The 22,207-nt window shown below is 70.3% G+C and carries 21 protein-coding genes and 1 pseudogene; 10 read left to right on the plus strand and 12 right to left on the minus strand.

From position 1 onward, the window contains the following. Positions 1-24: 24 nt before the first annotated feature. Both ACH4D5_RS33985 and ACH4D5_RS33990 read right to left on the minus strand, forming a co-directional pair. The gene (locus ACH4D5_RS33985; protein ID WP_398310375.1) at positions 25-1,062 is read right to left on the minus strand and encodes a diiron oxygenase; all 1,038 of its coding nucleotides are present in this window, start codon (positions 1,060-1,062) and stop codon (positions 25-27) included. A gap of 85 nt (positions 1,063-1,147) precedes the next feature. Next, complete coding sequence (locus ACH4D5_RS33990; protein ID WP_398310378.1) at positions 1,148-1,876, minus strand: TauD/TfdA family dioxygenase; 729 nt, start codon at positions 1,874-1,876, stop codon at positions 1,148-1,150. Between the two features lie 1,819 nt (positions 1,877-3,695). Between ACH4D5_RS33990 and ACH4D5_RS33995 the strand changes: the two genes are divergently transcribed. Together ACH4D5_RS33995 and ACH4D5_RS34000 are read left to right on the plus strand one after the other, a co-directional pair. Beyond that, entirely contained in the window at positions 3,696-5,039 is a 1,344-nt protein-coding gene (locus ACH4D5_RS33995; protein WP_398310381.1) for an MFS transporter, read from the plus strand. 618 nt (positions 5,040-5,657) lie between these two features. Continuing rightward, entirely contained in the window at positions 5,658-6,656 is a 999-nt protein-coding gene (locus ACH4D5_RS34000; RefSeq protein WP_398310384.1) for a LuxR C-terminal-related transcriptional regulator, read from the plus strand. A 115-nt stretch (positions 6,657-6,771) separates the two neighbouring features. Here ACH4D5_RS34000 and ACH4D5_RS34005 read toward each other — a convergent pair whose 3' ends face one another. Further along, on the minus strand, positions 6,772-7,881 hold the full coding sequence (locus tag ACH4D5_RS34005) for an aminotransferase class V-fold PLP-dependent enzyme (protein WP_398310387.1): 1,110 nt from the start codon (positions 7,879-7,881) through the stop codon (positions 6,772-6,774). Between the two features lie 290 nt (positions 7,882-8,171). On the opposite strand from ACH4D5_RS34005, the gene ACH4D5_RS34010 reads away from it, so the two are divergent. Beyond that, on the plus strand, positions 8,172-8,621 hold the full coding sequence (locus tag ACH4D5_RS34010; protein WP_398310390.1) for an SRPBCC family protein: 450 nt from the start codon (positions 8,172-8,174) through the stop codon (positions 8,619-8,621). Between the two features lie 675 nt (positions 8,622-9,296). Here ACH4D5_RS34010 and ACH4D5_RS34015 read toward each other — a convergent pair. Genes ACH4D5_RS34015 through ACH4D5_RS34025 form a run of 3 tightly spaced genes read right to left on the minus strand, consistent with a single transcriptional unit; the run spans position 9,297 to position 11,844 of the window. Further along, a complete protein-coding gene (locus tag ACH4D5_RS34015; protein ID WP_398310393.1) occupies positions 9,297-9,746 on the minus strand; it encodes a hypothetical protein in 450 nt (149 codons plus the stop codon). 49 nt (positions 9,747-9,795) lie between these two features. Then, complete coding sequence (locus tag ACH4D5_RS34020; RefSeq protein WP_398310395.1) at positions 9,796-10,815, minus strand: EamA family transporter; 1,020 nt, start codon at positions 10,813-10,815, stop codon at positions 9,796-9,798. Positions 10,816-10,866: 51 nt separating this feature from the next. Further along, positions 10,867-11,844 (minus strand): zinc-binding alcohol dehydrogenase family protein, encoded by a 978-nt coding sequence (locus ACH4D5_RS34025; protein WP_398310398.1) that lies wholly within the window; start codon positions 11,842-11,844, stop codon positions 10,867-10,869. A gap of 88 nt (positions 11,845-11,932) precedes the next feature. On the opposite strand from ACH4D5_RS34025, the gene ACH4D5_RS34030 reads away from it, so the two are divergent. Then, complete coding sequence (locus ACH4D5_RS34030; RefSeq protein ID WP_398310401.1) at positions 11,933-12,277, plus strand: ArsR/SmtB family transcription factor; 345 nt, start codon at positions 11,933-11,935, stop codon at positions 12,275-12,277. A 390-nt stretch (positions 12,278-12,667) separates the two neighbouring features. Here ACH4D5_RS34030 and ACH4D5_RS34035 read toward each other — a convergent pair whose 3' ends face one another. Next, positions 12,668-13,117, minus strand: coding sequence for an SgcJ/EcaC family oxidoreductase (locus ACH4D5_RS34035; RefSeq protein ID WP_398310404.1), 450 nt, complete (start codon positions 13,115-13,117; stop codon positions 12,668-12,670). A gap of 91 nt (positions 13,118-13,208) precedes the next feature. On the opposite strand from ACH4D5_RS34035, the gene ACH4D5_RS34040 reads away from it, so the two are divergent. After that, complete coding sequence (locus tag ACH4D5_RS34040; RefSeq protein ID WP_398310407.1) at positions 13,209-13,709, plus strand: MarR family winged helix-turn-helix transcriptional regulator; 501 nt, start codon at positions 13,209-13,211, stop codon at positions 13,707-13,709. Positions 13,710-13,720: 11 nt separating this feature from the next. After that, positions 13,721-13,936, plus strand: coding sequence for a hypothetical protein (locus tag ACH4D5_RS34045; protein WP_398310816.1), 216 nt, complete (start codon positions 13,721-13,723; stop codon positions 13,934-13,936). 85 nt (positions 13,937-14,021) lie between these two features. Here the strand turns inward: ACH4D5_RS34045 and ACH4D5_RS34050 are convergent, their stop codons facing one another. Further along, on the minus strand, positions 14,022-14,642 hold the full coding sequence (locus ACH4D5_RS34050; protein ID WP_398310410.1) for an RICIN domain-containing protein: 621 nt from the start codon (positions 14,640-14,642) through the stop codon (positions 14,022-14,024). A gap of 773 nt (positions 14,643-15,415) precedes the next feature. Next, the gene (locus ACH4D5_RS34055; RefSeq protein WP_398310413.1) at positions 15,416-16,147 is read right to left on the minus strand and encodes an alpha/beta fold hydrolase; all 732 of its coding nucleotides are present in this window, start codon (positions 16,145-16,147) and stop codon (positions 15,416-15,418) included. 285 nt (positions 16,148-16,432) lie between these two features. Between ACH4D5_RS34055 and ACH4D5_RS34060 the strand changes: the two genes are divergently transcribed. Next, on the plus strand, positions 16,433-16,915 hold the full coding sequence (locus ACH4D5_RS34060) for a GNAT family N-acetyltransferase (RefSeq protein ID WP_398310416.1): 483 nt from the start codon (positions 16,433-16,435) through the stop codon (positions 16,913-16,915). 235 nt (positions 16,916-17,150) lie between these two features. Here ACH4D5_RS34060 and ACH4D5_RS34065 read toward each other — a convergent pair whose 3' ends face one another. From ACH4D5_RS34065 to ACH4D5_RS34075, 3 genes are all read right to left on the minus strand, one after another. Continuing rightward, complete coding sequence (locus ACH4D5_RS34065) at positions 17,151-17,465, minus strand: putative quinol monooxygenase (protein ID WP_398310419.1); 315 nt, start codon at positions 17,463-17,465, stop codon at positions 17,151-17,153. Between the two features lie 66 nt (positions 17,466-17,531). Then, on the minus strand, positions 17,532-19,931 hold the full coding sequence (locus ACH4D5_RS34070) for an FtsX-like permease family protein (protein WP_398310422.1): 2,400 nt from the start codon (positions 19,929-19,931) through the stop codon (positions 17,532-17,534). Then, positions 19,928-20,608 carry an ABC transporter ATP-binding protein gene (locus tag ACH4D5_RS34075; RefSeq protein ID WP_398310425.1) on the minus strand — a complete coding sequence of 227 codons (681 nt, stop codon included), beginning with the start codon at positions 20,606-20,608 and terminating at the stop codon, positions 19,928-19,930. Before ACH4D5_RS34075 ends, ACH4D5_RS34070 begins: the two co-directional genes overlap by 4 nt. A gap of 378 nt (positions 20,609-20,986) precedes the next feature. Between ACH4D5_RS34075 and ACH4D5_RS34080 the strand changes: the two genes are divergently transcribed. From ACH4D5_RS34080 to ACH4D5_RS34090, 3 genes and pseudogenes are all read left to right on the plus strand, one after another. Next, positions 20,987-21,283 carry a hypothetical protein gene (locus ACH4D5_RS34080; RefSeq protein ID WP_398310428.1) on the plus strand — a complete coding sequence of 99 codons (297 nt, stop codon included), beginning with the start codon at positions 20,987-20,989 and terminating at the stop codon, positions 21,281-21,283. A gap of 56 nt (positions 21,284-21,339) precedes the next feature. Further along, positions 21,340-21,561: a hypothetical protein gene (locus ACH4D5_RS34085; protein ID WP_398310431.1), complete on the plus strand. Its 222-nt coding sequence runs from the start codon at positions 21,340-21,342 to the stop codon at positions 21,559-21,561. Between the two features lie 66 nt (positions 21,562-21,627). Continuing rightward, positions 21,628-21,864, plus strand: a pseudogene (locus ACH4D5_RS34090) (IS5/IS1182 family transposase); the annotation flags it as partial. Positions 21,865-22,207: the final 343 nt, after the last annotated feature.

Below are 22,207 nucleotides of genomic sequence, written 5' to 3' on the forward strand. Positions count from 1 at the left end.
CACCGGTCGCGGGCCGGGGCAGCGTCAGTGGGCGATGTGGGAGCGGGACCAGTCGAAGTCCACCTGGTCGGCCACGCCCATCTGCTCCACCAGCTTGTGCAGTCCGGTGTAGTCGCGGACCAGCCGCGCACGGCCCGCGTCGGCCTGGCAGTCCGCGAGCATCTCGTGCCCGCCGTCGATGCCGGCGAGGTCGACGATCCGGTGCCAGGTCGAGTAGTCGTTGGCCACGAAGGCGTCCAGACCCTCCATCAGCATGTCCAGGAAGTACCTGCGCTGGCGGGCGTCGAGGTGGTGGTAGACCATCTCGGCGAGCACGTGCGAGATGGACGCGTGACAGTACTCGTCGCGGTTGTGCAGCTTGGCGGTCGTGCTGTTGATCGGCTGGATCGTGGTGTCCTCGGCGAGCAGGTCGAGGTAGGCGTTGATGGAGATCTCCGAGACCGTCGCGAAGGCCAGCGTCGTCAGGGACTTCTCCCAGCGCTCGCCCGCCCGGTCCCGCAGTTCCTGGTGGACGCGCGCGGTGTGGGAGAGCGGCAGCGCGTTGTCCGGCATGGCCTGCCCCCGCTTCCTGCGGGTCACCGCGCTCGCGTTGAGGTGCATGAGCGTGTGGTACTGCTCATCGACCATCGCCTGGGCCAGCGACAGGTTGAGCGCCTCCCCGGTGAGGCCCGGGTACTCCCCCTCCATGACCAGTGCGAACGCGGGGTTGGCCACCTTCTGCTCGGCCATGACGGTGTGCCGGTTGTACGCGATCCACGCCCAGCTCAGCAGTTCGGCCCGCTTGTCCGGGTCCAGGCCGCGGAAGGTCGGGTGGTCACGGAAGGGCAGGATCTGCTCGGGATAGTCCGCGCGTGACAGGTCGAACAGTTCGTCGAGGTCGGGCTCGTCCCGCTTGACGGTGGCACGACGGTGCCAGTTGCCGACGAGCCGGCGGATCACCGCGTTCTCCACCGGGTCGTTCGGGTCGAAGGTCGGGATGCCCTCGGGGAGCGGGGGGCCCGGTATCTCCTGCCCGACCGCGTCGTCGGGGCCGCCTTCAAGGATCGGGGTGTCGCTGTTCATCACATTCCTCACGGGGAGCGGTACCGGCCGGCACCGCGGGTGGTGGGGCGCCGCCTTGCGGCAGGCGCCGGGGGCCCACGCGGGCTCAGGACTCCTGGAGCCAGTAGCGCGTCAGGTGGCGGCGCGCGTCGCTGTAGGAGGAGCGGGCGTGCAGCATCCGCTGGTTGTCCCAGACGAGGATCGAGTCCTGCGGGATGAGGACGGACACCTTGTTGTCCCGGAAGAACGTCTCGGCGCGCACGGCCAGTTCGCGTCCCAGGGAGCCCAACGGCAGTTCGTCGGCGGGCACATCGGCGTCGACCGGAGGGTCGTAGTGGCCGGCTGTCAGCAGGTTGTAGCTGAACCGGACGATGTCACGGCCCTCGGGAGTGCTCTCCACCACGGGGCGGCGCACTCCGGCGGTGCCGGTGCCGCCGGTGTTGTGGCCCACCCAGTCGATGGCTTCGCCCTGCACTGTGCGACGCTCCTCCTCGCTGAGGGAGGCGATGAAGGCGTACGCGTCGGCGAGTTCGGTGTGTCCGCTGCCGCACCGGGCCTGGACCCGGCAGTGCAGAGCGAGGTAACGGGGCGGCGGGTTCCAGCCGGGTGCCTCGGTGTGCACGAGGATGGTGTTGGTGCTCTTGGAGTAGCGCCGGTCCTCGAAGCCGGGGGCGGCCTTCACCTGATAGCGCAGCTGCCCGTCGTACTGCGGTATGAGGGCGCCGAGATCCTGCAGGGCCGCGGCGGCCTGTTCGTCGGTGGTGATGCCGTCGAGCAGGGTGTAGCCCTGGTCGAGGAGTTCCTGCTGGGTGCGCGGGGTGAGGGCAGTCGTCATGGTCTGCGTTGCTCCATGTCAGGTCCTGGGGATGGGGAGGCATGGGGTGGCATGGGCCGGGCGCGGCGGCGCGCGAAGCCGCCGCCGCGCCGGGGCGGGCTCCACCGAGGAAGGGATGTGCGGCGCACGGCCAAGGGGGCGTGCTCGGCGGACACGTCCCGAGGCGCTGCGGGTGCCGGGCAGCTCGGCGCCGGCCGGGGAAAGACCACTGCGGGCGGGGAGGCGGCGGCACGTCACCGTGATCGGCGTGGGCCGGCGTCCGTGCGCGCCTCTCGCTCCTGCGGGGTGTCGCGGTAGCGGGCCGGCGCGTGGTCGCGTACGGCGAGGGGTGCCGCGCTCACCCGGTCCGCGGGGCGGGGGTGGAGGGAGGGCCCGGGCTCAACTGCCCCAGGTCACATCGGTGCTGTGCATCACGTCCGGGGTGAGCTGGGACAGGTCGCCCGCCGGGACGGTGGCGGCGGACGTGCTTTCGGAACGTACCTGGGCGAAAGCCTGAGCACTGTCCGGGGAGACCGCCTGAGCCATGAGGAGGGCGCCGAGCGCGATGCAGCCGGCTGCGACAGTCCTGAAAGTCGGGGTGAGTCTCACGGAACGGCCTTTCGGTGAATTGCGTTCTGCTTTTCGGCAAACCTCCGGCATCCGCTCGGAGTGCTTTTGGCTCTCCCCGCCTCGCCGGTGCCCTTACTCTGGCAACTCACCGTCCCCTTCGGAAGGGGGATCCGGTGGACGGAACATGTTGTGTCCTATCCCGTCCACGGGTGACGGGGACGCCATGCGGTCCCAGAACTCCGGAATCAGCACCACTCCGCAGGACGCCATCCGAAAGGGTGCCAAGGGGAAATGCGCGGCGAGTGATCGCAAGCACAGGGCCGCGGCCCTCAGTTCCGCGACGGCCAGGCTCGGCGCGGTCAGGAAGAGGCCGACCACGGGCCCGCCGGGCCCGTCCGGGTCCACGCTGACGTGCTCCAGGCCGTCTCCCGGCTCGGCGCAGGAGGTCACGGCAGCCCTCGTCCCCGCCGGCAGCGGCACATCAGCGGGCCCGTCCAGACGGACATGCACGAGATACATGGCTCCCCCTTTCCCATCACCCTTGTTCCTGTGCTCGGCCGACGGCGGTCCCGGCCGCGAACGGCCGCGCGCACCCGCCGGCCGCCCGCACCCGCCGGTCGCCCGCATGCCCGGGCAGCACCCTTCGCGCTCACCCGACGGCAGGCGGCCCGGCCCGTACCGGCGCGGACCACGACGTCAGCGCAGGTGAGGCACGTGTTCCTCATAAAGCGGCCCAGTTCACCGGCAGTTGACACCACCCGCGGCCGCAGCGGGCGCCGCTCCCTGCAGACAGCCGCGGCCGAGCACACAGCCGGGCCATTCCCGCTTCCGCCACCAGGGCGGGCCGGCCACGACGACACCCAGGCCGTCCGTCATCCGACGCACTATTGATACACCACCCGCAAAGCCGCGGTGCCCTTTTCCCAGGCCGCCGTCGGGTTGGTACCGCCCGAGTCCCTCCGCCCTCGACCGGCGCTGTGCCACAGCCCGAGTGCGCATTCCTTCAAGTTTCACCCACCTGCCCGACCGTCCCACTCTGCCCCGTTCCATGGCTGGCCGATGAATGCAGTGGCCGATACCGTCCAGGCCGAAGGGGTTGATGAGGGACGTTCCCCGAACGCATCGTGTTCTGAGCGTGCGACGCCACGAATTCCACGGAGCACCGGGAATTCACGGCGGGTCGATGCCGTCACCTGTACCGATTCCTTTGACGCGACTCGTGACTTCGCAGCCCGAAGAGAGCTGAACGACCGGCGGAGACATAGCCTTTATGACGAATGCCTTGACCTCGGCGGCGCCCGTCCGCCCTTCGCCTTTGGCGTTCCGCGTCTTCCTCGGCGGGCAGAGCGTCTCGCTGATCGGCGACGGCCTCGCGATCCTCGCGATTCCCCTGCTCGTCCTCGAGGTCAGCGGATCCCCGTACGCGGCGGTGATGGCCGCCATCCCGCGGACCGTCGGCTATCTGCTGGTCGGCCTGCCCGCCGGTGCGCTGGTGGACCGGCTGAACCCCCGTAACGTCATGCTGACCATGGACGTCGTACGGTTCGGGGTCTTCCTCTCCCTCGCCGTACTCGCGGCCACCGGGCAGCTCGCCGTCCCGGTGATCCTCGCCCTCGCGTTCGTCGCGGCGGGGGCCGGCGTGTTCTTCGAGACCGCGCTGACCGTGGCGGTGCGGGACCTGGTCGAGGAGGAACGCCTGGTCCGTACGAACTCGCTCCTGGAGGCCGCGAATCAGAGCGCGCAGATCGTCGGCCCGGGGCTGGTCGGCGTGCTGTCGGCGCTCTGGGGCCTCCAGGTCGCCCTCCTGGTCAACGCCTGCACCTTCGCGGTGTCCTTCGTTTCCGTCCTGCACGTCCTGCGCGGCAAGGGCCGGGCGAGCCAGACTCCCTCCCCGCCGCTGCGTGAGGCCCTGCGCGGGGTGCGGGGCGACCTGGTCGAGGGCTTCCGCTGTCTGCGGTCCCTGCGTGTCGTGCTCGTGGTGACCTGCTTGCAGGCGAGCGCCAATCTCTTCCTCGCCGTCGGCTACCTCCTGGTCTTCTACCTGCGCGACACCCTTCACCTCGGCGCCTCCGAGGCGAGTGCCGTCGTCGCGGCAGGCGGCGTGGGCGGGGTGCTCGGCACCGCGGTGGCCCTCCGGCTCGGTCGCAGGATGCGGCACGAGACCCTCATCGCACTCAGCGCGGCCTGTCTGGGGACCACACTGGCGTCCCTGGGGGTGGCGACCTCCCTGGTCCCGCTGCTGGTGCTGAATCTGCTGCTCGGGGGTTCCACGGTGACAGCGGTGGTACTCATTCGTACGCTGCGCCAACGCCTGGTGCCACGAGCCCTGTTGGGCCGGGTCACCGCCACGGCCAAGGTGGCCGCGCTGGCGGCGAGCCCGGTCGGAGCTCTCGCGGGCGGTGCGCTCACCACGCTCAATCACGGCGATCCCCGCCCGGTGTTCCTGGCAGCCGGTCTCCTCAGCGTCCTGACGACCGCGGCCGCTTGGGTACTGGGTCTGCGGGCCGGGGCACGCGACGCGTCCGGCACGGAAGAGGGGCCCACCGCGCCCACCGCGTCCGGGGCGTCTGCCACACCCGTACCGGAGGCCGGCGGGGCCGCCCAGGCGCCCTGACCGACGGCGCCACCTCCCCCTTCCCCCGTTCCCCCCGTTCACCCGCCCGCCCTGCCGGCCGAGGGCCGACCCGAGGGCCCGGCGCCACACCACCCGTCCGCGCCACCCACCCGTCCGCGCGGCGCCTGCCGAAGGCCAAGCCGTCGTAAAGAATGCGTCTTCGCGGGCAGGCTGATTCCAGGCCCCGCGCCCGGCACGACATCACGGGCACGAGCGGGCCGCAGGCAGCGCGCCCGCGGCCCGCGAAGTCGTCGCGGGCCGCGGGCAGTTGGGCATCGTCATGGTCAGCCCGGCCCTCCATGGCGCCGGACAGAGTCAGTACGTCCCGGACGACCTGTCGGCCGAGCGGCGGGACCCGCCTTCACGGGGCCGGTCCTGCACAGTGGCCGCCGGGTTCGGCAGCCCTGTACGGAGGAGTTCGTGGGCCGAAAGGCGACCTTGACAAGATCACTCCCGCATCGGAAGTTCACTCCATGCGCTATGCACACACCAGAAGACGTCACACCGTGTCCGGAGGACCGCCCCGAGGCTGATCGCTCGCCCCGACTGTCGCGGAGACCACCGCGCCTCCCTCCCCCAGCCTTTCCGGACACGTTCACCGATCGGGAGACACACCTCATGCTGGCCGCACTCGGACTCGACACGGACACCGAACGCGTCTACCGCGCCATGCTGGACCATCGTGACGACGGGATATCCGCACTGTCCCAGCGACTCGCACTGCCGGAGGACCGGTTACGCGACTGCCTCGACCGGCTCCACTCCCTCGCACTCGTCCGACCGTCCGCCAAGGCCGACAGCGCCTTTCGGGTACTGGGCCCGGAACAGGCCATGAAGCTGCTGCTCGCCCGCCAGCAGGCCGAACTCGCCGCCCACCAGGAGCGCCTGGAGAGCGCGCGGGTCGCGGCCGCGCAACTCGTCGCGGAGTGCGCCGCCCTGCACAGACCCTCGGCCGGCTTCCACACCGAGGAGCTGACCGGCGCGGAGGAGATACGCGAGCGGCTCGCCCGACTCGCCTCCGACGTCCGCCACGAGATCATGACCCTCGCTCCGGGCGGCGCCCATTCGGAGAGCGACCTGGAAGCCAGCCGCAAGCCGAACGCGACCCTGCTGGAGCGCGGTGTCACCATACGGACCATCTACCTCGACAGCATCCGCAACCACCAGCCCACGCTCCGGCACGTCCAGTGGCTCCACGAGCGCGGCGGCCACGTCCGCACCGCTCCCAGCCTGCCGATCCGCATGATCATCGCGGATCGGACCGAGGCCGTCCTCCCCCTGGACCCCGCGGACGCGAGCTGCGGCGCCGTGGTCCTCACGGGGCAGGGCGTCATCACGGCCCTGTGCGAGCTGTTCGACAGCACCTGGCAGGCCGCGAACCCCTTGGTGCCCACGGTGGAACGGGACACCGACGGCCTCACCCCGCAGCACCGCGAGGCCCTCCGGCTGCTCGCCCAGGGGCTGAAGGACGACGCGATCGCCAAGCGCCTGGGCGTCTCCACTCGCACCGCCCGCCGCTTCGCGGCCGAACTCATGGACGCACTCCAGGCACGCAGCCGCTTCGAGGCGGGCGTCCACGCGGTCCAGAACGGCTGGCTCCCCGCGCACCGCACCTGACGGCCCGCGGCGATCGCGCCACCGTTTCGACTGCCGGACACCAACCGAGACCCGACCGTCGACTCGAGCCACCGCCCCCTCCGCCCCCCGGTACCCCTCTCCCCGTCAATGGCCTTCACCGCCCCAGCAGTTCGGCCAATCGGGCAAGGATGGCATCGATCTCATGCGGTGTGAGGGGTACGAGTTCGAACAGCAGCTCCTGCGCATCCCGCCGACCGGGCATGGCCCAGATCGACGGTGACCCCGCTCGCAGCGCTTCGTCCAGAGCGGCCGAGTCCATCGCCGACACAGCGGGATCCACCACCAGCCGGGCGCGGGCGAAGGGCAGGCCGGTCGAGTCGGGGACGGACGACGCGGTGACGCCCCGGACGGCACCCGCCCGCTCGACGAAGTCCGCCACCTTGTCCGCCTGTTGCTGCCGCCACACCGCCATGTCCAGCTCCTGACGCGCCTCGAGCGCGGCGAGGACGCCGATCACCGCCTCCTTGCTCGCCTTCATCGCACGGCCGATGCCCCGCTCCTGCGCCCGCACCGCCGCCACCGCGCCAGCCCGGCCCACCACCAGACCCGCGGTCGGGGAACCCAGGTACTTCTGGCCACTGATGGCCACCAAGTCCGCTCCGGTGGCGAGGAGTTCACCGATCCTGAAGTCCTGCGCGGCACCATCGACGACGACGGGAACCCCCCGACGATGAGCGACCGCCACGGCGTCGGCCAGCTCGGCACCGGACCCGCGCACGAGACGGGACGACACCAGCAGCAGGCACGCGACGTCCTCTCGGGCGAGACCCGTCTCCAGATCCTCCAGCGTGAACCCGCTCTCCGTCCCCACGGGAACCGGGACCGCACCCGCCAGCCGGACGGCCTGCACGATGGGATGCCCGTAGTTGACCGCGTGTCCCGCCGGCAGGACGACTGCGCCGGGCATACCGGTCGTGTCCGGCAGCGCCTCGACGCGCTCCGGGGACTCCCCCGTCATCGCGGCGGCGACAGCGAGAGTGATCGCCGAGGCCGTGCAGTGCACGACGGTCCCCGCCTCCGCCCCGGTGAACCGAGCCAGGGACCGGTCAGCCGCCTCCTGCAATTCGTCCATCACGAAGAACTCCGACAGCGCCCCGGCGACCGCGGCGCCGACGCCGTCCCCACTGCGTGAGACACCGAGGGGCGTGTAGGGCCCTCGTGCGTTGATGATCCGGCTGAGTCCGTATGCGGCGTGCAGTCCCATGGGAGCCATCCTGCCCTCTCCAACTGCACCGGCAGCGACATGCAGTGCGACGCCCTCGTCATCCGTGCGAAGCGCGGGCGCACCGAACGCCGCCCTCCGTTACGCGGCCGGCAACATGTGCCCTGGCAGTAGCCACGCTCCGCAGCGTCGCCGGGACGTCGGCAGTACCCAGGCAGCTCTGCGGGTCCGGGCAGCATCGAGGTGCTTCTGGTGAAGGTCCTGGTCATGCCGATGAGACCTGCGTTCGACCCGGGCAAGGGCCCGGAATACCCAGCGCCTAGGGTGAGCTTGTGCAGCATTTCGAGGTCGTGACAGCCGTCGCCGCACCCCCGGACCAGGTGTTCGCGGTATGCCTGGACGTGGAGTCGCATACCCGCTCGATGGCCGATTCTTCGGAGCGAGCGGTTGGCGGCAGGACCCGGGGCGAGCTGGCGCTCGGTGACACGGTGACTTTCCAGGCTCGCCATCTCGGTCTGACCTGGCGGCTCAAGGCCCGCATCACCTCCTACGACCGGCCCCGATGTTTCGTGGACGAGCAGGAGTCCGGACCCTTCAAGCGATGGCGTCACGCCCACCACTTCGAGCCGGACGGCACCGGCGGCACCATCATGCGAGACGTCATCGACTTCGCCTCACCGCTGGAGCCTGTCGGACGCATCGTCGACAGACTCCTCCTGCGCCGGTATATGTCCCGCCTCATCAGAATCCGCAACGCCTACCTGGCCAGCACTTTCGACTGAGTGGCCGGGCCAGGAACCCGTGCTCCACCGCAATCGCCCCGCGCCGCCGGCGGACCGGGGCGGACGCGACGCGTATCTGCCCGGCAGCAACCCGACGGGACAGAGCACCAGGGCCCGAATTGACCAACAGCGTCCCCTCACGGGCGGCGGGCCGTCCCATGCGCTGACGTTATTTCTCGTGAACATTCCCGAGCCCGTCGGCCTCCAGCTGCTGCCTGCCCAACATTGCGATGTCGGTTTGTTTTGACGTCAGTCGGGGGCTCGCGGTGGGACTGTGAGGTCGGCTAGGGCGATGACTGCGGCCAGGGGACCCAGCAGGGCCCACCGGGCCGAGCGGGCGAGGCGGCACACGCCGGGAGCAAAGTAGAGAGGGGCCAGCACGACAGCAGTCAGGCCGATCTGGACCGCCGCCACCTCCCACCAGGGGACCACCGACGTCAAAGGCTGTGCCCAGGCAACGCATAGAACGGCCAGGAGAAGGACCGGACCCACCACGATCAGTGCCGTGCAGCTCCAGAAGAGCAGGGAAAGGTATCGGCAGGCTGGCCAGTCGGCCAGATCGCGGGGTTTGACGTTCCGGGTGACGTTCACGATCCCAGCCTGCGGCGGGCGACCGGTTCACGACATGAGCGCGAATACTCAGCGGGCCCTCGCCGGCTACTCAGGCGGCCGCGGTCACCGCCCCTCGCCTCCGGGCGCCCTCGCCCTGGGCCACCCAGACACAAGGGCCGACAGCGCGGCACGCTGCCGCGCCTCCTCCGCCACCACCGCCGCGAGCGCCTGGCGGTCCACGTGTCGCTCCACCGCCGCCAGGACCAGGCACTGCAACTCGGCCGCATCCAGCGCCTCGACCTCCCACTGCACCGAGCGCCGGCGATCGTAGCCGTGGCGCCTCGCCCATGCCACCCACCGCGGGTCGGAGGCCTTGCCCGCCGTGGGCGGCAGCTCCCCCACGTACAGCAGCACCGCAGGGCGTCCATCGGTCGCGGTCCGCTCACGGACCAGCTGAGCGTACGGTTCGCTCGAAACCCCCCGCACAGCCAGGGCCAGGACCCCCAACTCAGCCAGCCACGCGCCGATTTGAGCCCGGAGAGAGTCCTTCTCGCAGTACACGTACAGCGCCACGTCCTGGCCCCGGGTCCGGGTCCGGGTCCGGTCCAGCCGGAACGCCGCTTCAGGTGGCTGATTTGTCGAGCGGCTGCGGAGGTGCCTGGTTCGGTGGAGCTATGTCCTGGTCGGGGGTACGGGTCTGTGCTGCGTGGACCTGTGAGGGCTTGCGTCCTCGGGTTCCCATGAGGGTCGTGAGGGTGGAGGCGCCGGCGACTGCGGCGATGCCGAGCCACTGGGCCGTGCCGAGACGCTGTTGGAGGATGAGCAGGCCGAACAGGGCGCCCGCGGCGGGCTCCAGGCTGGTGAGAACGCTGAAGACGCGGGGCGGGATACGGCGCAGGGCCTCCAGGTTGAGGGTGTAGGGCAGCACGCTGGAGGCGATGGCCACGATGGCCGCGATGCCCAGGACTTCCGGGTCGAGCAGGCCACTGCCGGCGTGGGCGATGCCGTAGGGGGCGCTGAGCAGGGCTGCCCAGCTGATGGCCACGGCCAGGCCCTGGCCGCCGCTGAGTCGGGTGGCCATGCGGGAGGAGGCGAGGATGTATCCGGCCCAGCAGCATGCTGCTGCGGCCGCCAGCGCGAGGCCGGCCGGGGGAAGGGGCCCGGTGCCCGTGCCGCTGAGCAGGATGACGCCGCCTGCCGCCAGGAACGCCGGCAGCAGATCGATCAGCCGGCGTGAGCCGACCAGGGCGATGGTGAAGGGGCCGAGGAACTCGATCGTGGCGACGATGCCGAGCGGGATGTGGTCGACGGCTTCGAAGAAGGCGATGTGGTGGCCGGCGAGGAGGGTCCCGGCGGCGAGCACCGTCTTCCAGGCTCCCTTCGTCTCCGTCAGAGTGTGACGGCCGGGGCGCCACAGCAGGCACAACAGCACGCCGGCGATCAGCAGACGCAGGAAGACCACCCCGGCGGCGCCTGCTTGGGGATACGCGAGCGGGGCGAGGGCCGCACCGAACTGAATGCCGCTGACACCGGCCAGGACGAGCAGAGGGGCGGGCGCCCTTTCGGCCAGGGCGGAAGCGCCCCGGGCCGGGCTGGAGTACTGCATGGGAAGGTCCGTGTCCTTGAGGCGGGGACGGCGCATGCGTCCCGGGCTGTTGCTTCTGGCGGCTGTCCGGCCTGCGACGGCGTGAGTTCAGGCGGCGACGCGCAGCAGGAGCTTGCCGGTGGAGGCGCGCCCGCCGACGAGGTGGTGTGCGCCTGCCGCGTCGGCCAGGTCGAATTCGGCGGTGACGGGCAGGGTGACCCTTCCGTCGGCGACGGCGCGCACAGCGCGTTCGGTCAGTGCGTGCAGGGCGTCGGGCGCCGACTGGGCGAGCGCGAGTACGGAGAAGCCCCCGATGGAGCGTCCTTGGGCATACAGCTCGCTCTGGCCGGCCTGCCAGGGTTCGGCCCCGCCGGCGTTGCCGAAGGACACCATGCGTCCGAAGACGGACAGTGCCTCAAGGCCGCGGCGCAGCGTGTCGCCACCCACCGGGTCGAGGACCAGGTCGACGCCCTTGCCGCCGGTTGCCCGGCGGACGTCCCTGTCGAAGGCGGCGGGAGAGAACACTTCGTCGTAGCCGTGCGCCAAGGCGTACGCGGCCTTGGCGTCGGTGGAGGCCACCCCGTACACGGCACCGGCGCCCGCCGCCCGGGCCAACTGTCCCGCCACCGTGCCGATGCCCCCGGCCGCGCCGTGCACCAGCACGCTCTCGCCGGCTCGCAGCCGTCCCACCTCGTGGATCAGTGCGTGCGCGGTCGGCAGCACGATGGGGAGCGTGGCCGCGGTATGCAAGTCCATCCCGCCGGGCAGCACGAACACCGTCGCGGCTTCGGCGAGGACCACTTCGGCATAGCCGCCGCCGTCGACGAGAGCGGCGACTTCCTGTCCCGTCCGCAACCCCTCGACGCCCTCACCGACCGCCCGGATGCGCCCGGACACCTCCAGGCCGGGACGGTAGGGCAGCGCAGGCACCCGGTAACCCGCCGCCCGCGCTTTGACGTCCGCGAAATTCACCCCGGCCCAGACCACGTCGACCGTCACCTGGCCAGGACCTGGCTCAGGCACCGGAGCCTCCACGATGCGCAGCACCTCAGGGCCGCCGTGTTCCTGAAACTCGACCGCACGCATACGCAGCCCCCTGCCGCGAGTGTTCAACGGAAAGCGAACACTAGCACTGTATGATGAGCGTCGAACACTGGGCGCGGGAGGCTGAGTCGTGACGGACCGCACAGAGGGCAGAAGCCACCGTCAGTCACCGGTGCACACCCACCCCGACGACGTGCCGCTGCTGACGGCCCTGTCCGCGCTCGCCGACCCCGTGCGCATCCAGTTGGTACGCGACCTCGCGAGCCACCCGGACTGGACACTCAGCTGCAGCAACTTCGACGTGCCGGTCGGCCGAGCCGCGAAGAGCCACCACTTCTCGGTCCTGCGCGACGCCGGACTCGTCGAGCAACGCGACCAGGGACCCAAGAGGCTCAACCGGCTGCGCCGCGAGGAGTTCGACGCCCGCTTCCCCGGCCTCCTCGACCTGACGCTCCGCGCCGATGATGCGGACTGACCGGCGACTGACCTGCCCGTGCGCGGTGATGTGGCTCTGATCGACGATGGAAGCATGCCGGTTCAGCGGAGCGGTGGCGTTTCGATGTCGTCGGCCGGTCGTGGACGGCACTGCAAGGCCCAACCCGGCTCTGTGCCCAGACTGCGACTGACAGTTCGTCACCCGCCTCCGGCAAGCCTGGTAGCGCGCTTCGCGGAAGTTGAGCGGAGAAGGACACGCTGCGCCGGCAACTGACCGGCCGGCTCGCCCCTGTGGGCATCCCGGTCCCGGTGGTCCGCGGCTTCAGCCCGCAGTCGTACGCCAACACCTTTCGGTGATGGGGCAGTCGGTTGGGGAGTGCGGTGCGGGTGGGCCGACGCCTGCCCATGCGGGCTTCTGCGGCTTCCTCGGTCACTTCTGGGATGCCGGGACGAGAGCGGGGGCGGCCTTGAAGGAGATGGCCTCCATGAGCGGCTTGCGCTTGGTGTTGTGGAAGGCGGCTATGCGCCACTGGCCGTCCTGCTCCCGGACCAGGGTGTAGGTCTGAACCTTGGTCAGCTTCTTCGGCTTGCTGCCCTTGTAGCTGTCGCCGCGGCCGGTGATCACGGCGGTGTCTGGACCGTAGAAGCGGATATCCAGGATCTCGTCGGCGAGTTGTGTGCCCTTGAGGAATTTGGCGAACAGCGTCCGGTGGCTGTCGATGATGTCGCGGCGGCCCTGGTAGTGCGTGCCGACGAAGGTGACGTAGGTGGCGTCCTGCGTGAACTGCGCACCGTACGCATCGGCGTCGTGGCGTCGCCAGGCGTCGACGAGTGAGGCGATCACCGCGGTAACGGCATTCCGGTCGTCCGTGGTGGGCATGAAATCCTCCCGGTAGCTACACTGATGCAGATGTTGCAGGTAGACATTATCTGCATGTGTGCAGCTATCTAGGCAAGGGGCATCCAGGGACATGGCCGACCTGACGCCGGCGGACGAGCACGTGGTCTTCCGTCAGTACCTCGACGCTGTGGGACTCCACGGCATGGCCGGGGCGGAAGCGGTGGGACTCAGCGCCTCCGAGTGGTATGCGCTCAGCCAGATCGCGTTGGAAGGCACGCTCACCTCGGGAGACCTGGCCGCACGCACCGGTCTCACCACCGGGGCGACCACTCGCCTGATCGACCGCCTGGAGCGAGCCGGATTCGTCCGCCGGGCTGCCGATCCAGATGATCGGCGCAAGGTCATCATCGAGCCGGTGGCCGACTCCCTCGACCATGTCGAAAGAGTGGTCGGTCCGGCCCGGCGCCAGATCACCGACGTTCTCAGTCGGTACACGCCGGACCAACGCGCCGTTCTCTTCGACTACTTCGCTCACGCCGCCCCTGCATTCCGGGCGGCCACCGAAGAGATCAGGGACGCAGCAGCACACCGCCGTCAGCACAAGGGAGGTGCGGCGGCACGCCGCCCGTGAGGGTCGTGATTGTGACCGATGCAAGGTACGACGTCACTCGCCTGGCCTGGGTCCACATCGGCACTGGCAGCCGCCGCCATCTGCTGATCCACCGCAACCGGACCACCGGCGAACTCGCCTTCTACCGCTGCTGGTCACCCACCGAAGTGACGCTGGCCGAACTGGCCCGCGTGCCCAACAGAACCGCAACACCCCACCCGAACAGAGGCCGCCGCGGGGTTCTTTGATGGAGAGCGCGCTGCGTCATCGTTGATCCGGCGGCCGCCGGATCAACGATGACGCAGCAAAACGAGATGTCACCCAGCCAGGTGGTCAGTCGATGAATGCGAAGCGGTTGTTGGCGGCTGAGCTGCACGACCACTGAATGAGGTCGGCACCGTTGCCCCTGCTGGCGCCTTCAACGTTCAGGCACTTCCCGCTCTTCTTGTTCTTGAGCCGGTACGTGCCGTCCGAGAACCCTTCCACGTACCACAGCCCGTTCGCCTGCTCGTTGCACGGCCACTGCACGACCTTGGCCCCGTTGGCGGTGCTGCCGCCCTTGACGTTCATGCACTTCTGGCTGTGGTAGTTCTTGACCTGGACTGTGCCGTCGCTGGCCCCGTAGAACCCCCACCAGAGGTTTCCCTGCGAAGCGCATGACCACTGATCGAGCTGTACGCCGTTCCCAGTGTTCCAGCCCGGCAGGTCGGCGCACTTCCCGGAGTGCGCAAACTTCATGTAGCCCCAGCCGTCACCGGCTTGAGCCGAGAACTGCTGCCCCACGCTCTGGCGCTCCACAGGAGTGTCTTGGGCCGCAGCAGTGCCAGCGGGCATGACAGCGGCGGCCAGTCCGGCAAGAACCGCTGATGCGGCGATGCCGGCCCTCTGAAGTCTCAGCATGTTTCTCCCCGTGTTCCGGTCCGTTCGCACCGGACCTCCCGGTGCGAATTTCACGGACGAGAACCTACGGAGCTTCGACTCGGTACAAATCAACCCAGGGGTGGGAATGTCCGTAAACCTTCGTTGTAGCTGTTCGTAAACTTGGGTGGTAGTGCTCACGCGTCCGGCCAGGCACGCACCGAACTGATGGTGCAGAGATCGATCCGCCTAGCCGCCCATGCCTGTCGGTGCTTCGACGGCCCCGGGCACCGCGCCCGCCTGACGGAGATGCTGCGCACGCACGGGCCGTGCAGCAGGCCCGCCTCGCACGGCCGGTACGCGCTGATCGGACAGCCCGAGACCCTGGTCATCCTGGAGCGAATGGGGACTGCCCCATTCCTCCTGCGCGGCCAGTGGGAGAAGGAGTTGGAGACCGTCTTCCTGGATGACCTCGAGTTCGTGCGGGGGCCGCGTGTCCGCCTCAGCCGGTGAGCAGCCGGGAGCGACGGCGGGGCCCGGGCAGGGTGTTGCTGTCCGGGTCCCGCTCTCGTCTCGTCAGCTGAAGCGAGCGTGTCCTGTGCGAAGTCGGTCGGGGCAGGGCTGGGCTGGGGCGGTGGCGGTGCACCGTCCTGACGCGTGGCCTTCCGGCGCTCGATCAGCTCGTCCTTCCAGCCCTTCTCCGGGGGCCACGGCACGCCCCGCTCAGCTAGTGCCGTATCAGGCAGCGTTCGCCCTGTTGTGATCGTGACTGGGTACCGCAGTTGACCAGTGGGCGCGCGAGTTGTCAGCCTGCGCATTCGCGGTCCCGCTGGGCTCGGGCAGCCCAGGTGGGCCCGACTCTGGCGCGCTCAGCTGTGAACAGGTAGCTGCCGGGCGAAGCGGCGGACAGCATCGGTGAAGGCATCTGGATCGTCGAAGTTCGCGAGATGCCTTGCCCGCGGGATCAATTCGACGCGGGCGTGCGGATGCGCGCTGGCGAAGTCCCTCTCGCCGGACCTGAAGACGGCGTCCTTCTCGCCGTTCAAGATGAGCACGGGAGCCGCCACATGACGCATCGCACCCGCGTCGAAGCGGCCCAGCACCTCGCCCCAGGCGGCCGGCAGGGTGTGGAAGGCGTAGCCAGAGCGGATGGTCGCCTCCACCACCTCAGGAGGATAGAGCCGGCGCAGCAACCGGTCGTTCCACCGGGCCAGCCGGTCCGCCGGCAGGCGAGGGACGAGTCCGGCGACCCACCGATACGGCGTTGCCCATGGGCCACGAGTTGAGGCGCTGGCCCCAGCAAGGACGAGCCCCCGCAGCTGCTCGGGGCAGCGCCGCGCGAACTCCAGCGAGGCGTATCCGCCGAGCGAGTGCCCGACGATCAGAGCCGGTCCGCTGTCGAGCGAGTCCACCGCGGAAGCGATGATCTCCGTCGCCGCGTTCAGGCTCCAGGGTTGAGCAGAGCGGGCGCCGTGTCCTGGTAGGTCAACAGCGGCTACCTGGAAGTCCTCTTGGAGTGCGGCGAGCTGTGGGCTCCACTGTCCCGCGTTGAACCGCGTCCCGTGTACGAAGACGATGGGCGGTGCACCCGTTGCCGTCATGAGTCCCCCAGATCAGCGCTCTCCTCGGGCCGACTCTACCGGCGGGTCATCCCGGTGCTGAGACGCGGAGTGCCGGCCAGCGAGGACGCTCAGCACCCATCCTTGAACCTGCACGTCGCGAGTAAGACCTCTGGCAGGAGCACGTGCTCGCCGTTAGCGTCGCTCGCATGCAGTGCTTCGCTTCCTGGCGTACTCGCCGCTGAGGGTCGGCCCGCCGCCACGACATGCCGCGAGCGGGCCACAGGTGTCCCTTCTCCCCTCCCTCAGTTTTGCGAGGCACGCTTCATGCTCATTCGAGAGTTTGCTCAGAGCGACCTGGCACGCCTGACCCAGCTGACCATCGAAACCTTCCAGGCGTTCTACGAAGGGTCGTTCCGCCCACTGGTAGGCGACGCCGTCTTCGACATCCAGCACGGCAACTGGCGCGACGACTTCCGTCAGCAGGTGCCTGGCCTGCACGACCCGGAGCAGAACAAGTACGTGGCCGTCGCAGAGACCGACAGCGTCATCGTCGGCTACGTCGGCTGGCAGGCAGACCCGCTCCGCGGACACGGCAGGATCGAGGTCCTCGTCGTCGCAGAGGACCACCGTCGCGACCACGTCGGCACCAGGCTGTGCCAGCACGCCTTCAGCGAGCTGCGCGGTCTCGGTGCGAAGATGGTCGAGATCGGCACAGGCGGTGACGCCTTCCATGCGCCGGCCCGCAGCCTGTACGAGAGCCTCGGCTGCGTCAAGCTGCCGACGGCGGTGTACTTCCGCCAACTCTGAGCGGCCCTGGGGTGGGCCGCAGGACCGCGGCCCGCCCCAGTCAGCAGATCGCGTTTTGTCGTCAGGCAGGCTGCAGGGCGGGGTGCGGCCGCGGCACGCGGCGCCCGGGACGGCCTGAACGTCCTGCGCACGTCCAACCGTCTCTGCCGAGGAGATCGCTCCCGGCGAGCGCACCGGCCGTTTCCGGATCGGCGGCGACCAAGTGATCCGGCGCCGCCCCGGCCGCAGCCGCATCTCAGCGGAGGATGCCGCCCTCGCCCTGGTCGACGAGGTGGAACTGCCCCGCTTCGCCCAACGCCGCCGGAGCGCTCGGGTGCACCTCACGCTCGATGCGCGGCATGATCTCGGGCAGATAGATCTTCTGGATGGCTTCGCCGGCATCGTGGGTCTCCCAGTGGCCCCGAGTCGCCCAGCGCTCGACCAGGACGAACCGGGCCGGATCCTCGTGCGAGTGGTACGCCTCCCAACTGACACAGCCGTCCTCGGCAAGGCACAGCGGGCGCATGCGAGCCAGGGCGTCGAGCCGCTCACGCGTGCCCGGCGCGGGCATCCGTGGACGGGCTGTCGTTCTCCGCCGGGTGGCGTGAGCGAGCGTTCGAGCGTCCGGTCATTCGTCTCATTCGTCGCGCAGGCCGTCGGGACGCATCATGCGCCACATCGCCGGCAGGCTCAGCAGCGTGACCAGGAGGACGACTCCGCCACCGATCCCGGCCATTCCCGCAATGCCGCCCCAGGACACCGCGAGCGGCAGGCCCGCCATCTTCAGCAGCATCGAGCCGAGGCCCAGGCCGCCGACGACGGCCAGGGTCAGGCCGAGCAGGACCGGCAGCGCGGTCTGCCACAGCACCGACAGGCCGAGCGTCGAGCGCGGGGTGCCGAAGGCGACGAGCACCGCGAGCAGCTTCCTCCGCTCACGGAGCTGGTCCAGCATGATCACGAGCATGCTCGCGCCGATCAGCAGCAGCGTGACGGTCGCACCGATGAACAGGCCGCGCTTGATGTTCCTGAACTCCGGTGCCTGTTCGTTCTCCACGTTCTCTTGGACCTCGAGCAAGGGGTCGATCCGCGCGGCGGTGTTGCGGACTCGCTCGGCCGCGTCGCGGTCGGCAGGGTCCAGCTTCACCAGCAGTTCCGTGCCGGCGTCCGCCAGGTCGCGGGTCCTGATCGCCTCGGGCGTGGTGAAGACGCCGGTCGTGAAGGACCCCGCCGGGTCCGGCACCACCTGTGTGGCACGGGCGGTGGCGGGGACGGTCCACAGCTTGGGCGCGGCCTTCGGGGAACCCTCCTCCGAGGCGGCCAGGTCGACCTGTTCGCCCGGGTCGGGGGTGTACACGCCGCCCTTCAGGGGGTCCTCGCCCAACTCGTCGGCGACGGTGTAGACACTGCCGGGCCGGCAGCCTGGGGCCTCGACGACCTGCCGCAGGCTCGCGCAGTCACCGACGATCACGAAGGCTCCGGGCGCGTCGCTGCCGGGCTCGGCGGCATGGCCGAGCGTGTAGGTCAGGGCGGATGTCACGCCGGGCGTGGCCCGCAGGGCGGCCAGGTCCTCGCGCTGCCGGTTCTCACCCTCGTACGCCCCGGTGATCCGCAGCTCGCCGCGGACCGGGCTGCGGCCGGTGGTGTGCGTGTAGCGGCTCTCCAGGCCCGAGAACAGCATGTGCACGGCGATCGCTCCGGCCACCGCGAGGGTGATGCCGCTGACCATGCGTGCGGCCGTGCCGCTGTCCGCCTGCAGGCGCCGGCCGGCGAGTTGCAGCGACAGCGGACCGCCCCGCAGCCGTCCGACGGCGGCCTCCATCGCCCAGGGCAGCAGCGCCGTGACCCCCGCGAGGAGCAGGATCGCGCCCACCGCGATCTTCGGTTCGTTGACCCGGATCTCCGGATCAAGGCCGTCGATCATCGGGAAGAGCAGCGCCACCCCGGCGGCCGGCAGCAGCAGCCGCCACCACAGCCGCCGCTTGACCGTACCGGCGTGCCGTACGACGCCGAGCGGTTCGACGGCGACGGTGCGCAGCGCGAACAACGTGACGGCGACGGCGAGTACCGGCACGCCGACCACGATCAGCGCGGCGAGCACCGGGTCCGGGGCCACGTCGGAGGCGAAGACGCTGATCCGCCACAGTTCGACCGTGCCGATGAGCCGCCGTCCGCCCACGAAGAGCCCGAGGCCCACGGCGAGTCCTGTCAGCGCGCCCACCAGGGCCTCACCGGCCGCGATGCGCCGGATCGTCGCGGTGTCCGAGCCGACGAGGCGCAGCGCTGCCAGCCGCCGGTCGCGGCGCTCGCCCCCGAAGCGGACGGCCCCGGCGATGAGCACCGCCACCGGCATCAGCAGCACCACGATGGCGATGACGAGCAGCAGCATGAGGAACGAGTCGAGTCCCTCGGAGGGGCTCGGGCCGCCGAAGTGGTCGGTCCGCGTCGGGTTGTCGCCCTTCGGGGTCAGGTCGTTCGCCCCCGCGTAGTAGGCCAGTTCGTGTGGGCCGAGCAGTCCCGCCTCGCCGATGGTGCCGGTGACGCGATGGTCCAGACGCTTCTTGAGCAGGGCGCCCTCGGCGGAGTGGAGCAGTTTCTTGAGTTCGGGGGAGACGACCATCTCGCCAGGGGCGGGCAGTTCGTCCAGGCCCGGCGGCAGGACCGGCCTGTCGCCGTCCGGCCGGACGAGCCGCCCGTAGATGTCCTGGCCCCGGTAGGTGGTGTTCGCGCCGCCGGTGACGACCGTCTCGTCGGTCGGTCGCATCGGCGTGCCGTACACGAAGTCGTTGCGGGCCGCGCCGCGGTCGTCCCGGGCGCTCAGCACGGCCGGAACGGCGGAGGCGAGGAGCAGCAGGGCCACGCCCAGGCCGACGCCGACGGCGGTCAGCAGCGTGCGGGTCCAGGCCGGGCGTCCGCCGCTCACCGCGAACCAGGCGCCGAACGCGAGGTCGCGTGCCCAGGCCGCCGGGCTGGTGCGGGCCTCGCTTCGGGCCGCGCGCCGGCGCTTCAGGCGGTCGCGGGTGCGGTGGCCGCCCCTCACGCGGTGCGCTCCATGTCCCGGGACCTGCCGTCGCGTACGACGATCTCGCGGTCGGAGTGGGCGGCGACACGCGCCTCGTGGGTGACCAGGACGACGGCCGCGCCCGTGTCATGGGCGGCTTCGGTGAGCAGTCCGAGGACGAGTTCGCCGGTGAGGGAGTCCAGGGCGCCGGTCGGTTCGTCGGCGAACAGGACGCGGGGCTCCGCGACGAGGGCGCGGGCGAGGGCGACCCGCTGACCCTGGCCGCCGGATATCTCTCCGGGACGCCTGCGGGAGAGGTGGTCGATCTCCAGGCGCTCCAGCCATGCGAGGGCTCGGCGCATGGCGTCCTTGCGGGGGGTGCCGTTCAGCCACAGCGGCAGCGCCACGTTCTGCAGACACGTCAGTTCGGGCACCAGCTGCCCGAATTGGAAGAGGAACCCGAACTCGCTCCGACGCAGCCTGCTGCGTCCGGCGTCCGACAGCGTCGACATGGCCCGGCCCTTGTACGTGACCCGGCCGGCGTCGGGCAGGACGATGCCGGCGAGGCAGTGCAGGAGGGTCGACTTTCCGGAGCCCGACGGACCCATGACGGCGACGATCTCGCCCGGCCGGATGCTGAAGTCGGCGCCATCCAGGGCGTTGGTCGAGCCGTAGGCCTTGCGCAGGCGGGTGGCGGCCAGGATGGGGGCGTTCATGGACGGATCTTCGTGGCGAGCGGGCCGAGACGGGCGACGGTGAACTCTCCCGCCCCCAGAAGTGCGGTGCGGGCGCGACTGCTTGACATGCGGCGCACTCTACATGGCATGTATACCCGGCATGTATACCTGGCTTGTATAGCTGGCTTGTATAGCTGGCTTGTATAGCTGCCCGGGCTCTCCGCCGGGGCGGGGGGCTTCGACCGTCTTGGGGGGCGGGGCTTGAGACTTGGGGGCAGGGCTTGAGGTGGAGGTCCAGCCCTGGCCTGGGGGGCCGGCCCGAGCCGGGGGCTCCGCCCGCCGGGAGGTGACTCCGCCGGGCCTGGCGGTCCGGCCCGTCCCCCGGGCGAATCTGGTCCGGCGTGAGGGTCCCGGAGCGTGGAAGGCGAGTGGGCGCATCTGGCGGGTCTGCTGAGCGAGGACGCGCCTGCCAGCGCGGGCGAGGCGGCGAGTTGGCCCGGAATGCAGTTCCACAGCGGGCGGACTCATGCAGAACAGGCGAGGCAGCCGGAGGACGACCCGCAGAAGCTGTTCACCGAGGCTGTTCTGCACGGGCTGAAGGCGCGGCTGTGCGCCGACGTCGACTCGCTGGACAGCTATCTGCCGCCGCAGGTGGCCGCGATGGCCCGTCGCGTGGCCGAAGCTCTCGAAGTGCCGGAGCCGGCTGCGACGTAACGCCGAGGCCGCACGGTCGCTGGGCAGCGCGAACCCATACGGATACCGGGGATGTCATGGCTGATTCCCCGGGGCCCGTGGTGTGCCCGGCTCGGGGTCAGCTCTTCCCGGCCGCCGTGTCGGCGAGCCAATCGGCGGCTTCGGCGTCGGTCATCATCAGCAGGGCCTGCGTCGGGTGTGCGGTGCCCGGCCTTGGAGGTGTGCTCGGACGGCTGCGCCCGTGGCAGCGGGCGGGCGACGGGGTGGCCAACACGAGCGGGCAGGGCCACTGGAGCTGATTCACCGAGCATCCGTTACACGGCAATCTGTACTTGCTGAGCACTTGCGCGAGTACGCCGACACTCGCCTTCGAGACGGTGATATCCCGCATCCGCCTGCCCCACGCCGGCCCGCGAAGGCCACGGGCCCGGCTCCTGGCCGTTCTGGCCGACCGCGCGTATGCGTCACCTGCCATCCGCAGCCGTCTGCGGCGCCGAGGTATCCGTGCGGTCACCCCACAGCCGTCCGACCATGTCGGCCACCGCCTGCGACAAGGCCGACCCGGCGGCCATCCGCCCGGCTTCGACAGCGAGGCATACCGCACACCGCAGATCAGGTCGGCTCACACACCGCCCCGCATCCCTCAACCTCAACCCATCCCCCCCCCGGCCACCGGCTGGTAACACAGCCACAACGGCACGGCCCACGACGTCACCAACAGCGCGCACCTGCCGTGTAGGGACGGGAAGAGGGTGCCCGCCCCTCAGGGCGAAAACTGCTCTGCACCGTGCAAGATGCTTGTTGCTAAGTGTTTGGTGTGACACCCATAGTGAGCAGGGGCACGAGTTGCTGGGCACTCGTTCGTGTCCCCGGGCCACGGGCCCAAGCAGCCAAGGGGCGACTCCAAGAAATGCGGCATGAACGGACAGCAGGAGGGCTGGTGCA

Source organism: Streptomyces sp. NPDC018029, assembly GCF_044327655.1.
Classification (GTDB): Bacteria; Actinomycetota; Actinomycetes; order Streptomycetales; family Streptomycetaceae; genus Streptomyces.